The organism is Chryseobacterium urinae, from assembly GCF_030518295.1.
Classification (GTDB): domain Bacteria; phylum Bacteroidota; class Bacteroidia; order Flavobacteriales; family Weeksellaceae; genus Chryseobacterium; species Chryseobacterium mucoviscidosis.
In genome coordinates, this window is record NZ_JAULSJ010000032.1 from 1 (window position 1) to 13,992 (window position 13,992).

At 35.6% G+C, this 13,992-nt stretch carries 12 protein-coding genes and 2 tRNA genes; 4 read left to right on the forward strand and 10 right to left on the reverse strand.

Annotated elements, in window-relative coordinates:
- Window positions 1-66 precede the first annotated feature (66 nt).
- Both QWT87_RS16890 and QWT87_RS16895 read right to left on the reverse strand, forming a co-directional pair.
- Window positions 67-149: transfer RNA gene (locus QWT87_RS16890), tRNA-Leu, on the reverse strand.
- Between the two features lie 39 nt (window positions 150-188).
- Window positions 189-261: transfer RNA gene (locus QWT87_RS16895), tRNA-Lys, on the reverse strand.
- 114 nt (window positions 262-375) lie between these two features.
- On the opposite strand from QWT87_RS16895, the gene QWT87_RS16900 reads away from it, so the two are divergent.
- On the forward strand, window positions 376-891 hold the full coding sequence (locus tag QWT87_RS16900) for a shikimate kinase (protein ID WP_076392687.1): 516 nt from the start codon (window positions 376-378) through the stop codon (window positions 889-891).
- A gap of 9 nt (window positions 892-900) precedes the next feature.
- On the opposite strand, the gene QWT87_RS16905 is transcribed toward QWT87_RS16900, so the two are convergent.
- Window positions 901-1,338 carry an RNA-binding S4 domain-containing protein gene (locus QWT87_RS16905; RefSeq protein WP_076392689.1) on the reverse strand — a complete coding sequence of 146 codons (438 nt, stop codon included), beginning with the start codon at window positions 1,336-1,338 and terminating at the stop codon, window positions 901-903.
- A gap of 57 nt (window positions 1,339-1,395) precedes the next feature.
- On the opposite strand from QWT87_RS16905, the gene QWT87_RS16910 reads away from it, so the two are divergent.
- Entirely contained in the window at window positions 1,396-2,154 is a 759-nt protein-coding gene (locus QWT87_RS16910) for a hypothetical protein (RefSeq protein ID WP_302717439.1), read from the forward strand.
- 49 nt (window positions 2,155-2,203) lie between these two features.
- Here the strand turns inward: QWT87_RS16910 and QWT87_RS16915 are convergent, their stop codons facing one another.
- From QWT87_RS16915 to QWT87_RS16925, 3 genes are all read right to left on the reverse strand, one after another.
- Window positions 2,204-3,721 carry an FMN-binding glutamate synthase family protein gene (locus QWT87_RS16915; RefSeq protein WP_302717441.1) on the reverse strand — a complete coding sequence of 506 codons (1,518 nt, stop codon included), beginning with the start codon at window positions 3,719-3,721 and terminating at the stop codon, window positions 2,204-2,206.
- 194 nt (window positions 3,722-3,915) lie between these two features.
- On the reverse strand, window positions 3,916-5,262 hold the full coding sequence (gene mtaB / locus QWT87_RS16920) for a tRNA (N(6)-L-threonylcarbamoyladenosine(37)-C(2))-methylthiotransferase MtaB (protein ID WP_302717443.1): 1,347 nt from the start codon (window positions 5,260-5,262) through the stop codon (window positions 3,916-3,918).
- Window positions 5,263-5,638: 376 nt separating this feature from the next.
- Window positions 5,639-6,307, reverse strand: coding sequence for a hypothetical protein (locus tag QWT87_RS16925; protein WP_185206637.1), 669 nt, complete (start codon window positions 6,305-6,307; stop codon window positions 5,639-5,641).
- 888 nt (window positions 6,308-7,195) lie between these two features.
- Here QWT87_RS16925 and QWT87_RS16930 point away from each other — a divergent pair.
- Entirely contained in the window at window positions 7,196-7,771 is a 576-nt protein-coding gene (locus QWT87_RS16930; protein WP_157967255.1) for a helix-turn-helix domain-containing protein, read from the forward strand.
- 193 nt (window positions 7,772-7,964) lie between these two features.
- Here the strand turns inward: QWT87_RS16930 and QWT87_RS16935 are convergent, their stop codons facing one another.
- The 4 genes from QWT87_RS16935 to QWT87_RS16950 form a co-directional block, all read right to left on the reverse strand.
- Entirely contained in the window at window positions 7,965-8,444 is a 480-nt protein-coding gene (locus QWT87_RS16935) for a hypothetical protein (RefSeq protein WP_302717447.1), read from the reverse strand.
- Window positions 8,444-8,965, reverse strand: coding sequence for a DUF1572 domain-containing protein (locus tag QWT87_RS16940; RefSeq protein WP_302717449.1), 522 nt, complete (start codon window positions 8,963-8,965; stop codon window positions 8,444-8,446). The genes QWT87_RS16935 and QWT87_RS16940 overlap by 1 nt, the downstream gene beginning before the upstream one ends.
- An 84-nt stretch (window positions 8,966-9,049) precedes the next feature.
- A complete protein-coding gene (locus QWT87_RS16945; RefSeq protein WP_302717450.1) occupies window positions 9,050-11,146 on the reverse strand; it encodes a T9SS type B sorting domain-containing protein in 2,097 nt (698 codons plus the stop codon).
- 133 nt (window positions 11,147-11,279) lie between these two features.
- Window positions 11,280-12,077, reverse strand: a complete 798-nt coding sequence (locus tag QWT87_RS16950; protein WP_185206649.1) for a hypothetical protein — start codon at window positions 12,075-12,077, stop codon at window positions 11,280-11,282.
- Between the two features lie 201 nt (window positions 12,078-12,278).
- Between QWT87_RS16950 and glgP the strand changes: the two genes are divergently transcribed.
- Window positions 12,279-13,937 carry an alpha-glucan family phosphorylase gene (gene glgP, locus QWT87_RS16955; RefSeq protein ID WP_302717451.1) on the forward strand — a complete coding sequence of 553 codons (1,659 nt, stop codon included), beginning with the start codon at window positions 12,279-12,281 and terminating at the stop codon, window positions 13,935-13,937.
- Window positions 13,938-13,992 lie beyond the last annotated feature (55 nt).

Genomic DNA, 13,992 nt, shown 5'->3' on the forward strand with positions numbered 1-13,992 from the left:
TCACAATTAATAGGATAAAATTAAAATTCTAAACTTTACTATTAATTATTCAAATTTTCTGCATTGTGCCTGCGACTGGACTCGAACCAGCACATCCTTAGGAAACCACCCCCTCAAGATGGCGTGTCTACCAATTTCACCACGCAGGCAATAAAAACTACAAAAATCCAGTAATCTTTTTTTGCTTGTGACCCGGCTGGGATTCGAACCCAGGACCCATACATTAAAAGTGTATTGCTCTACCAGCTGAGCTACCGAGTCGGTCACTTTATCAACGATTAACACAGTGATAATGTCCCTCGTTTTTAGTGGTGCAAAGATATGAGTTTTTTCTTTATCTCAAAACTTTTTTGCAAATTTGTTTAAAAAAAAAGCATGATAATTTCACTGGTCGGATACATGGGAAGTGGCAAATCTCACATTTCCAAAATATTAAGCGATAAACTCAATTTTAAATTAATTGATCTGGATAAAGAAATTTCCAAAAGAAACAAAATGACAATCCCTGAAATCTTCGATAAAAAGGGAGAAATCTATTTTAGAAAGCTGGAAAGAGAGACATTGGAAGAAATTCTTGCGTCCGAAAAAAATACGATTTTAAGTCTGGGGGGCGGAACTCCTGTTTACTATAATAATATGGAAATCATCAACCATAATTCAAAAAGTGTTTTTTTAAGGGCTTCTGTTGCTACTTTAACAGAAAGACTTTCTAAACAGAAGGAAAAAAGACCTTTAATTGCAAATATTACTGATGAAAATCTTGCAGAATTTATAGCCAAGCATTTATTCGAAAGGAATGATTTTTATAATAAAGCACAGATCAGCATAATTACAGACAACAGAACTCCAGAAGACATTGTGAATGAAATAACAGAAAAGCTCTATCTCTAGAGCTTTTTGTTAATCTTCGTTTTCAGAGTCGTCCCCATTTTCGCCAAAGAAATCGTCCCAGTCCGTAAAATCTGAGGCAATATCATTTTCTACGTAATCGTCCATATCTCTGCGGTCTTTTTTCGTAGGTCTTCCCTCACCTTTATTTCGGTAATAATCCTGAGACATTTTACGCATTTTTAACAACTCATACTGTTCCTTATCAGTCACATCTTTTATATGAAGAGGAACAAGCTTTGCTCCGATCCTGCTTTTAGGAATCTGAATTACTTTAATTTGATAGTCAATTTGATTTTTACGGATCTTAATTACATCTCCTTCCTTCACCTCTTTAGAAGACTTTACAACCGATGCACCGATAGACACTCTGTTCTTTTTAATCTCCTCAGTAGCAATGGTTCTGGTCTTATAAAAACGAATGCTCCATAAAAATTTATCTATTCTCATAATTTTTTATACTTTTGTCGTTATATTATTTGTAAAGTAATTAAAGTTTTTTGAAAAATGAAAAAAATATTTTTATATATCCTTGCTGGATCTCTTTGTTTCACGGCATGTAAAAAGGATGATGAAGTTGAAACATTTTTAGAACCGGAAGATATCTCGGTAAGAAATTCATATGATGATCAGGCGATCCAAAAGTTTATGAATGACAATTACCTTGATTCACAAGGAAATATAAAAGCATTCAGCTCTACAGATACTTCTGATGATAATGAGAAAAAATTATCTGAGCTGAGTCCTGTAAAACTTTCTTCCGGGGTTATTTATATTGTAAGAAACGGAGCACAGCCAACTTCAGGAGTAACTCTTGAAACGAATCCGGAAGCAACAAATGCCACTCAGATCAGAACGATGATGAGAGCAAATTATTACCTTGCAACAAATACCGATGGTAATGTAGCATTTACAACATCGGGAGTTTTAGCCAACACAATCAACGGAAGTGGTTCTCCTTTAACTGATCCGTTGTTTTATTATGTGAAGAAAAAAACAATGACGGATGCTACAACTGATGCTGCCAAACTAAGAAAATACTACGAAATAGAAGGTTTACAAGAAGGATTAAAGTATTTTCAGGGATATGCAAATCTATCAGACGGAGACGCATATAATTTACAGGGGGTAATTATCGTTCCTTCAAGAGCTGCTTTCGGAAGAGATACCCACTATAATTATACAGGGTATTCACTCCAAAATAATTGTTTTGTATTCAATTTTCAAATTTACAAAGCTAATCAGAGACCTGTTCTAGAACAATAAAAAATAAAAAGCGCTTCCCAATAAGAAGCGCTTTTTTATTTGCTTAAAATTAATACTTAGCTTTCTGCTTTACATTTCCTAAAATATCCGGAAAATAGAGATCTGCTAAATGATCAAACTCGTCACCTCTCATAAACATCGTGGCATCTACTTCTTCGTAAGAACTTCTTCCTGCCGCTGCAATCAGTTCATTGCAAGTATGAAGCGTATTTTTATGAAAATGATATACTCTTTCTGCTTTATCTGTAACATCCAGACCTTTAATTAACATTTTATCCTGTGTGGCAACTCCTGTCGGACAATTGTTGTTATTACACCTTAAAGCCTGAATACAGCCCAAAGAGAACATAAATCCTCTCGCATTATTACACATATCTGCACCCATCGCGATTGCTCTTAAAATGTCAAGACTTGTAAGAACTTTTCCACTTGCAATCACTCTTAATTTACTTCTTAAATTATAATTATTCAGCGTTCTGTTAACAAAAATCAAAGCAGGTTCCAAAGGCATTCCTACTCCATCTGAAAACTCAGGTGGTGCAGCTCCTGTTCCCCCTTCCGCTCCGTCAATGGTTATAAAATCAGGATAAATCTTCAAAACATTCATCTGAACGCAAATATCTTCAAATTCTTTGGTGTCTCCGATACACAATTTAAAACCAACAGGTTTTCCTCCTGAAAGATCTCTTAACTGCTGTACAAACCTCAACAAGCCTGCCGCATCGGAAAAAGAAGTATGTGAAGGCGGTGAAATAATCGTCATTCCCGGAGTGACGTGACGGATTCTGGCAATTTCCGGAGTATTTTTAACAGCCGGTAAAACTCCGCCATGACCTGGTTTTGCCCCTTGAGACAATTTAATTTCGATCATCTTTACATTGGGTAAAGTGGAATATTTTTTAAACAATTCCGGATTGAATTTCCCTTCTTCATCACGACAGCCGAAATATCCGGTTCCAATCTGCCAGCAAAGATCGCCTCCTTCCAGATGATGCGGAGAAATTCCCCCTTCTCCCGTATTGTGGTAAAAGTTTCCTTTTTTTGCGCCTCTGTTTAAAGAAATCTGAGCGCGGTCGCTTAACGCCCCGAAACTCATTGCCGAAATATTAAATAACGAAGCATGATAAGGCTGAGAACACTGCTCTCCTCCTACCCAGACTCTCGGAAGCTCTTCCATCGGAGATTTTGCATAAATGGAATGCTTAATTCCTTCATATTTTCTGTGGTTAACTTCGAGCTGTGTTCCGAAAGGCACAGTGTCACTTAAATTTTTCGCCCTTCTGTACACCGCAGAACGCTGATTTCTCGGAAATGGTTTTCCATCGGTTTCTCTTTCGATAAAATACTGCTGCATTTCCGGTGAAATACTCTCAAAAAAGTATCTGAAATAGCCCAAAACAGGAAAATTTCGTAGAATAGCATGTTTAGATTGGGTAATATTATAAATTCCGATTGCATACACAATGGTTAGCAAAACAGGAATCCACCAATCTGCCCTTATTAAAAAAGCAACCGACCACGCAACGACGAGAATAATAGCTCCCCAAAGCAAAAATTTGTCTCTCATATCATTTTGAATTTTACCAAAGTTAAAGAATTTAAATTGATATGAACGGTCTGAGAAACATCAAAAAGATGAATGAAAGAAGTTATTTTTGGATTAAATGTGATGATTTCAGGTTTCGATTTCATTAAAACAAAAAAAAGACATCACTCTGATAGCAATGCCTGAATTATTTTAAATGAATTATTTAAAGAATATTATATTTTCTCCAGAAAACTCTCAAAGGAATTCATCACAGAAACCGTTCCGTCCGCTTCTATTTTTTCAAGCTTTAAGAATTCAATCTGATTGACTGAAGCCTGATCGAAATTCTTCTGAACCCTCACATAATTCTCTGTGAAGCCAAACATTTTCCCGTCTTTGTTTTCGTGTTCCCAAAGTACAGGAAGTGTTTTTCCAAGCTGGGTCTGGTAAAATGCCATCTTTTTCTTTTCAGATAAAATTCTAAGCATTTTATTGCGTCTTTTTCTTTCGGGAATCGGAACTACGCCTTCCATTTCTGCCGCCTCCGTATTTTCCCTTTCAGAATAGGTGAAAACGTGCAGATAAGTTATTGGAAGCTCATTCAGGAAGTTATATGTTTCCATAAACAGTTCTTCTGTTTCTCCGGGAAAACCGACAATTACATCCACACCAATCGCTGCATCCTGCATTACCTCACGGATTTTATTGACTCTGTCGGTATATAATTTCGTTAAATAACGGCGCTTCATTTTTTTCAGCAATTCATCACTTCCCGATTGTAAAGGAATATGAAAATGCGGAACAAAGCTTTTGCTTTTCGAAACCAGTTCTATGCTTTCATCTTTCAACAGATTCGGCTCGATGGAAGAAATTCGGATTCTTTCGATCCCTTCAACCTGATCAAGCTCAGAAATTAAATCTAAAAAAGTATGTTCGTGTCTTTTGTTTCCAAATTCACCTTTCCCGTAATCTCCGATGTTTACGCCTGTAAGAACGATTTCCTTGATGTCTCTTTCAGCAATTTCTTTGGCATTTTTTAATACATTTTCGATGGTATCGGAACGGGAAATTCCTCTTGCCAAAGGAATTGTACAGTACGTACATTTGTAATCGCAACCGTCCTGAACTTTCAGAAAAGCTCGGGTTCTGTCTCCGATGGAGTAACTTCCAATAAAAAAATCTGTTTCTTCAATTTCGCATGAATGAACGATACCTTCGTTTTCAGATTTCTCCAGATCATCAAGATAGCTCAGAATATTGAATTTTTCTTTGGCTCCTAAAACCAAATCTACCCCTTCAATCTGTGAAATTTCCTCCGGTTTCAACTGTGCATAACATCCCACGATTACAACCAGACCATCCGGATTGGCTTTCATGGCTCTTTTTACGTGAAGTTTGCATTCGCGGTCGGCATTTTCAGTTACCGAACAGGTATTGATAACATACACATTCGCCTTTTCATCAAAACTTACCTTTTCGTAACCGGCTTCTGTTAATTGACGGGCAATGGTAGATGTTTCCGCAAAATTTAATTTGCAGCCAAGAGTATGAAATGCGGCAGTTCTTTGAAATTGAGACATTTATTGATTCTGAATTTTGTGGGTGCAAAGATAATCATTTTAAGATGAATTCTGAATTGATTCAGTCTATTATAGTGTCATCATAAAATTGATAGAAAACGGAAAACAAAAATTTCAGACCGGAAAAACAACACGTAAATCCTAAAATGCTATTTAAAGTTTTATTTACCCACAAAAGTCGCAAAAGATAAATTAAATTTTTAAAAATCCTTGATTTTTATTGTATTGGGCGTTTTGGTTATTCCGTAAATACGCTGCATTATTATCTTTTGCCTCTTTTGCAGCTAATTCTGAAAGTGGTTTTAAGCAGGGCTACAATTAAAAAACTAAATGTAGTCCTGCTTACATTGACAGAGTTTTTTCTTTAATTATTCTTTTACAGGATGCGCTGTGCAGATATAAAAATGTATTTAACTCCGGGAATTCCTTTTGTGTAGCAAAACCATTTAAGCTCGTACCAACTTGTATTATTAATTGAAATAACGATTCTCGAATTGGTTGGCGCCACCCAACTTACCGGTGCAGAAGATAAACTCAGGCTGCTTCCATTGTTTACAGAAACATCAGTTGCTGTTGTATTTCCTACTACCGAAATATCAATATTTGAAACGTAGGCTACATTTATTGTATTACCTGTGAGGTTTTTTATTCTTGGTACATATTCAGCCGCGGAATATACTAAAACATCCATTAGAATACCATCTATCGACAAAAGATTAGAAGAAATGGAAGAGTCATTAGAAACGTTTTGAGAGAGATGTCCAGCAATGTAACTGTCTGTTAAAGTAAAAGTTTTTGAAAGTACAGTCGCTCCTCCGGTAATAGTGACTACATCTCCACTACTGTTTACTCCAAGAGGCTTTCCTTCTGATGTATTCGAAGAGCTGTTAAGATTACTGAATCTTAAGCCGGATGTTCCGTTGGAATCGGATTTAATTTCCAAGGTGTTCCCAGGAGTGGTGGTATTAATCCCTACTTTACCATTTTGAGCGTAAAATAAAACTGTAGGAAAAACTGCTAATAGAGAAATAAATTTGATTTTCATAATGTTATTATAATATTTGATTAATATTTTAAAATGATAATAAGTATAATTACAGCACAACCTGATGTTTTGTAAAAGATTTTGCTGAAAATAGCTGCCATTTGTTAAAAAAATGATACAATGACGTGCTTTATCAGATTTTTTTATAAATTCGTGCTTTCAAATCTTTTCGACTTTTAAGGTTCGCACAGGCAAATGAATGCCCTTATTACCTACTTGTAAAACAAGAATATTCTTAAAAGAAGATTTGAATTTTTACTTCCGTTTATTTTCAACAAAGATAATTTTACTTCTGCTCATCACTGAAATAGAAACCTCATTAATATTAGCCAATAATGATTATTGATTAATACATATATATATTGTAAAATGGAAAAAAAACACAAAATGAAAAAATTGATAAAAAAGCTCATAATCAATAAAATAAGAATATCAAAAGTGATTAATGACTTATCTAAAGCGCATTCCCAATATCTTTTAACAGATAACAGAGCACTCCGGGAACGCCAGATTTTAAAGCTTAAAAAAGAATTAGCGGAAAGATATATTTATTTGATGTGTATTATACTTCTATTGCATATTACCATTTATCTAACGGCTATGAAAGATATTTTTTTGGTATATTATCTATCAGCAGGGGTTATTTTATTGCTATTGACATTGGTTTGGCTAAGAACATGTTACTACAATCTAATGAATAAGATACTGCATACATATTTCATTATTGCTCCTTTATATGCATTTTACATCATCCTAAAGTTTTGGAAAGTATCCACAGGACAATGTGTGTGGCTCATCCCCCTTCCTTTTGGAGCTTATATATTTTTCGCTAGAAAAGAAGTTATACTTTACTCTTTATACTGCTGCTTCATTATAATTCTTGGGTGTATGCTCAATAAATTCTTTACGTTTAACTTTACAAAACATATTCCCGAAAAGATACACTGTAAGGATACTCTTCTGATTCTATCCAACATTCTTGTCGTTGGTTTGTTAGCCTATTATAAAGATGAAATGAGGGAAGTTAACACCCTCATCAAAATAGAAGAAAAGGAAAAAATTATCCTTCCGGTTACCCTTAATGAAAGAGTACTGGAAATGGCAGATTCTCTTTTTGAAAAAATAGAACATGAAGTTGTAGGTAATAAACTTTTTACCAACCCGGATCTGAATATTTCGACACTGAGTACAATACTGAAAATAAGTAACAATTATATTTCAAAAGCAATAAGAGTTCATGGTTATACTAATTTCAACCATTATATAAACACACACCGCATCTCCTATGTAAAAAAAATAATAGAAGAAAGTGATATGAAAAAAATAACGCTCATGTATATTTATACTGAAGCAGGCTTTACCAGCCAGTCTACGTTTAATCGTGTTTTTAAACAACTGGAAGGTATAACTCCTTCGGAATATATGGAAAATTCCGAAAAACAAAAAAACTCATTTAAAATGTGACTGTTGACGATTTATCTGGGGCATCTGTTTATGATTATTGTCTGTATTCGTCTCTTACCTCAGAACTGTTCTGGTAACAAACGAGAGACGAATTATGAATTTCATGCTCATCAATTTGCTGCAAATCTCTGATACATTGTTCTCTGATATTCCACAATTCATCTAAACTGTAAGTGATGTGTTCTTCATTCAGTCATTTTCCAAGAAAATCTTTGTGAAATGAAATTTTCTGAACGCCAATTTCGTTGAATTCTATTTCCTGTTCAATCAGCAGTTTATCTTTAAATTGATGATAATTTGAACTGCGGTTCGTAAAATCGTAATATTCGTCATCAATTTTGAGATAATTATGCGCTTCCGGAATGTATTTCAAATTAAATTTTTGCAAAGTACCACGAATTTTCGGAGTGTATTCTGCATCCATTTTAAAAATTCCAAGAATGAGTTTTACATCGCTGTGATGGTTTTCGAGAGCAAGTTTTCTCAGGGCGGCGTGTTTTGTACTGCAGGTTCCGCCAAAATCATCAAAAATACATTCGGTTCTGCTTTTATCATTATTTCTTTTGTAAGGGAGCATTGAAATATATTGGCACGCAGAATGAAAATCTGTGATGTTTCTATTTAAAAATTCATCAGAAATAATTCCTTTATTTTGAATGGTAAAGTTCTTCATTACTGCTGTCTGAATTTAGTAATCATTTCAGAATTAAATTCCTGCGATTTGTTTCTCGGAATAGAAAGACTTTTCCAGTCTTCATTCTTCATCATTTTTGCGATATACACAATCTGTCCGATATGATAAGGATAATGCGCCAACTGACGGAAAATGGCATCCATAAACGTATGTGCTTCATTTCTTATGTAAATTACGGAATGTATATTTTCATCATTCATCTGGTTCAGAGCGTCAAAAAAACATTTCCAGCCTTGTTCCCAATATTCCAGAACTTCAGCTTTCGTTTTAAAAGTATCAACAAATTCTTCATCCCTGTTCCGCCATGATTTTTCGCCGTCTTCGGTTAAAAAATTAGTCCATCTGGATAACATATTTCCGGAGATATGCTTAACAATAATCGCTACAGAATTGCTTTCTTCATTAAACTGCCAGAAAATCTGTTCATCTGAAAGCTGCTCAAAAGATTGATCACCGAGCATTTTATAGTATTCAAAACGTTTTATCAATAAATCTTTCATGATGTAAATTTGAATATCTAAGATAAGGATTTTACAAAACAAAAACCGTTACACAGGCAACGGTTTTCTATTGAGTTCTGAAAATTATTCTCGGTTTTTCACCATTACCCAACCTGAATACTTAAATAAGGTGTTCTTCTTATCATTTTCATTCCAAGAAACCGAATACCAGTAAGTTCCTGTTGGGACTTTTTTGCCTCCGATGGTTCCGTCCCACGTATAATTTCTGAATTTATCCGCCTTGAAAACAAGTGTTCCGTATCTGTCGAAAACACTCAATACCAAATTCTGTTTGTATCCTAAAGCTGAATAATTGATCACATCATTTACTCCGTCTCCGTTCGGTGTAATTACATTTACCAAATTAGGGACAACCACAGTAATATCAATCGGTTCGCAATTGTAGGCATCTTTTACAAAAACTCTACTGTCTCCTCTCGGAAGGTTGGTAAATACATTGGAATCCTGCCACTTGATTCCGTCAAGAGAATATTTGTATGGAGCGGTTCCACCTGAAACATTTACCGTTATGGTATTATTGGTAATATCAACTGATGAAATTACCGGCTGTTCCGAAGCATACACTTTTACACTTTGCTTGGTAATACAGTCGCCGCTTTTTAATTTCACCCAATACGTTCCTACTCCTACATTATTGATGGTCTGTGTGGTTGCACCTGTACTCCACTCATAGCTCGTAAAGCCGGAACCTGCATCCAGTGTGGTTCGGTCTTCCATACAGATAATTTTGTCTTTCAGGACATTGGAATATACCGGCTGAATGACTACTAAATTCACTTTCGCAATTGCAAAACAATTGTTAGAATTAAATACTTTGATGTAAATAACGCCATTTGGAGCGATGTAATTTGAGAATAATACAATTTCATTGGTTCCGTTTTGGGCATCTGCTAAAGAAGGATAATATTTTTTAGTCGTTCCGCTTTGCGTGGTGACGGCTGCAAGACTGAGATTAAATGCTCCCGTTGAAGGATTGGACTCAATAAAGCAGGTTCTTAAAGTAGCTTCTGTAACGACAACGACCGGATAAAATTTCAGAATAATCTGTGCAATTGCCACACAACCATATTGAGAAGTAATTTTAACATATACCGTTCCTTCTGCCGAAACGAAATTAGTCGTGTTTGTAATAGGATTTATTCCCGCATTAAGATCTGAAAGTGAATTATAATAAACCTTCACCGCGGTAGGATCTCCAAAAACAGCAGCGGAAGTTAAATCGTAAGTTCCGGTTCCGGCATTGTTGTTATTACAACTGTACAGCGTAACATTGGTTCCTGAGATATTTCCGTATTTAAATTTGAAAGCTCCCACCTGTCTGCAGGAATTGATCGGGTTATTCGGGTTTGCAGGATCCTGATAATGGATACTGTAATAATACGTTGTGGCAGTATTAACGGTAATCGGCGACACAATAGGATTTGCTCCGGAAAGTGCTTCATTCTGTGAAGTATGATAACTGATCTGGAAATTGCTGTTGCCATTAAGAATACCGGAAGACAAGGTACTGAAATTAAAAACCATGGGATTTTCGCAGACAATAATTTCTCGCGGATTGGCAGGATTGGCAGCCGGAACTCCGGGCGGAAGAAAAGGCTGAGTCTGAATATTAGGATCTGTAAACGGCGAAGCCAATGTTGCCGTTCCTCCCCAATTTAGAGAAAACGGAGCCATTGTAGGATTAAAAACATCTACCCAGTTATCTATATACAAATAGTAAGTCTGTCCCGGTAAAACATCCATATATTTACAGTAAGGCGTTAACGATCCTCCTGCAGCACTTATAATGGTGCTTGTCATATTCATGCCTGTGGAAGCTCCGACTCCGATAACGGTGGCTGCGTTACAGCGAACCGGAGAACCAAGACTTGAACAGTTCACATTCGGTCCGTAAATCGCCCAGTCGTAATCTGCTCCCGGATCTGTAGGAACGAGATCGAAAGTAAGCGTTCCGCCTGTTGCAATGGTAAATTTATACCAGATTGAATTGTGCTCACCGGAAGATAAACATCCTCCTAAATTTTCATTAACGGCCCCGATTCCCGTCGGAGAATACGTTATACTAGAATTTCCGCATACCGCAAGTGCTGATGAACAGTCTGCCTGAGCGAAAATAAAAGATGAAATAAAAAGTAAGAAAAGAAGTAGAGTTTTTTTCATATCATGTTGAATTTGGTTATTAATTTGTGCGGTAATTTGTTGTCTATCAAATATAAACAATTCCAATTAAAAATAACAGATTCAACGAAAATAATTCAATAAAAGCTGATTAAAAATGAAATATTTTCAGCTATTACTTGATACTTGTGATATTTCCGCAAAGATTTTCGAGATGAAAAATCTTATGAAACGGGCTTTTTACCTTTTGCAGATGTTCTTTATCCTGAATAAAAGTATACCGTGAAGCAATGGAATTCATATCCGAAACAATAACGAGCCAACATTCGTCGACCGAAGTATCGTAGTAAGGAAATTTTTCGTTCTTTTTTTCAATCAGCTCTACAATTTTCTCAGAACATAATTCATCAAAAAGATTCATATTGTATTCATGGGTAATAAAAACATTTCTGCGGTGGAAAGACTTTCGGATTCCTTTTACATTTCCTACAGGTTTTCCTTTTTTGATGCTTTTACAGATATTTAAAATAATTTCCTGCTGATTTTCCAGAGAATCCAGTTTGATGTTTGAGTGAAATTCTAAAAAATAAACACCACGAAATTTCGTAGTGTCTTCCTGTTCCAATAATATTTCTGCCTGACGGAAAATCTTGTTCAGATTGCTTTCAACTTTCTTCATTTCAAGATGATTGATCACTTCGGTAAGTTCGATTCCGATTTTCTTGTCGTTGAATTTTGCGATAAAGTCGGGGCTTTCGCAGGTTAAATCTTCAAATTTAACTTCAGGGAAATGATGCATAAAGGAGTTGAGCAGTAAAATTTCCGCTTTCTTTTTATATTTTTCGCGGTCGTGAAGCGGAGATTCGTCTATTTTACGATGATACTTCTCTATCGGCTTCTTTTTCAAGTGTCGGTTCAGATAATATAAGCTCAGATTTTTAATTAAATCTTCATCAGAAAATGCCTTTTTCATCTGCTTATTATTTTATTGTTATGGAAGACATAAAGCTTCCGGTTTCAGATCATGAAGTTTTGATTATCAAAAATTTACATATTAAAGGTAAATAAAAAACAGATTCAAAAAGTATTTTTAACGTTAATTTATAAAATAATTAATGTAGAGTTTATTTTCATAATTAATACCTTTGCCTCCTCACTTAATAAACTGTTACACATGGATTTTAAAAATTTTAAAATACCTTTTAGCGTAAATCCGCAGTATTCCAAGAAAGTTGCTTATTTTTCTATGGAATTTGCGATTGAGCAGGTGCTGAAAATATATTCGGGAGGATTAGGATTTCTGGCGGGTTCCCACATGAGAAGTGCTTACAATCTGAAACAGGATCTTATCGGAATCGGAATTCTCTGGAAATTCGGGTATTACGATCAGGCAAGAAATCATGATCAGACGTTACAACCGACATGGACGAAAAAAATGTACAGCTTTCTGGAAGATACCGGCATAAAATTTCAGATAGAAATCCACAGCGCTCCGGTTTGGGTAAAAGTATGGTATCTTGATCCTGAGATTTTCCACACGGCTCCAATGTTTTTCCTATCAACGGATGTTCCTGAAAATGACCACATTTCTAAAACCATCTGTCATAAACTGTATGATGCCAATGAATCTACAAAACTGGCACAATACATTCTTTTAGGAAAAGGAGGGGCTAAACTGCTGGATGAAATGAACATTGAAAGAGATGTTTATCATTTAAATGAAGCTCACGGACTTCCTGCAGCGTTCCATCTGCTGAAAAAATACGGCGGAAACCTGAATAAAGTGAAAGAAAAGCTGGTTTTCACCACGCATACTCCTGAAGAAGCTGGAAATGAAAAGCACAATATGAGACTTTGTTATGATATGTCTTATTTTTCAGGCTTCAGCATGGAAGAGGTAAAAAATATTGAAGGTTCTGATGACGACCGTTTCAACCATTCTCTTTGCGCGCTGAAAATGGCAAGAATAGCCAACGGAGTTTCCCAGCTTCATGGGGTAGTTTCCAGAGCGATGTGGAGCAAATATCCGGGAATCTGTGAGATTACTTCGATTACGAATGCGCAGGAATTCAAATATTGGGCAGACAAACCGCTTTACAATGCCAAAGATGAAAACGACGAAACGGTTTTCGATTACCGTAAAAAGCATTTAAAGAAAAGATTATTTAAAATCGTAGCCGACCAGACCGGAAATTTATTCAATCCAAATGTTTTCACGATTGTCTGGGCGAGAAGATTTGCAGGGTATAAACGTGCCGATCTGCTTTTACATGACAAAGACCGATTCTACAAATTGCTGAATCATCCGAAATATCCGGTTCAGATCATTTGGGCAGGAAAGCCTTATCCGATGGATTATTCTGCGATTTCAACCTTCAATTCTCTTGTAGAAGAAAGCAAAAATCATAAAAATATGGCGGTTCTTACAGGCTATGAGCTGTCCTTGAGTAAATCTTTAAAGCAGGGTTCTGATCTTTGGCTGAATAATCCAAGAGTTCCGAGAGAAGCTTCCGGAACCTCCGGAATGACGGCTTCAATGAATGGTTCTGTAAATCTTTCCACAGATGACGGATGGATTCCTGAATTTGCCAAACATGGAGAAAATTCTTTTGTAGTCCCGAAAGCGGATTATGAAAACATGAGTATTTATGAACAGGATAATTATGATCTTAACAAATTATACGAAATTCTGGAAAACGAAATCCTTCCAACATATTATGACAAGCCGGATCAGTGGCGAAAAATTCAGTATAATGCTATGAATGATGTTAAAGATCAGTTTAACAGCGACAGAATGGCGGATGAGTATTACAGAATTATGTATAATGATTAAAGTTAATTGTTAATTGTTAATTGTTAATTGTTAATTGTTAATTGTTAATTGTTAA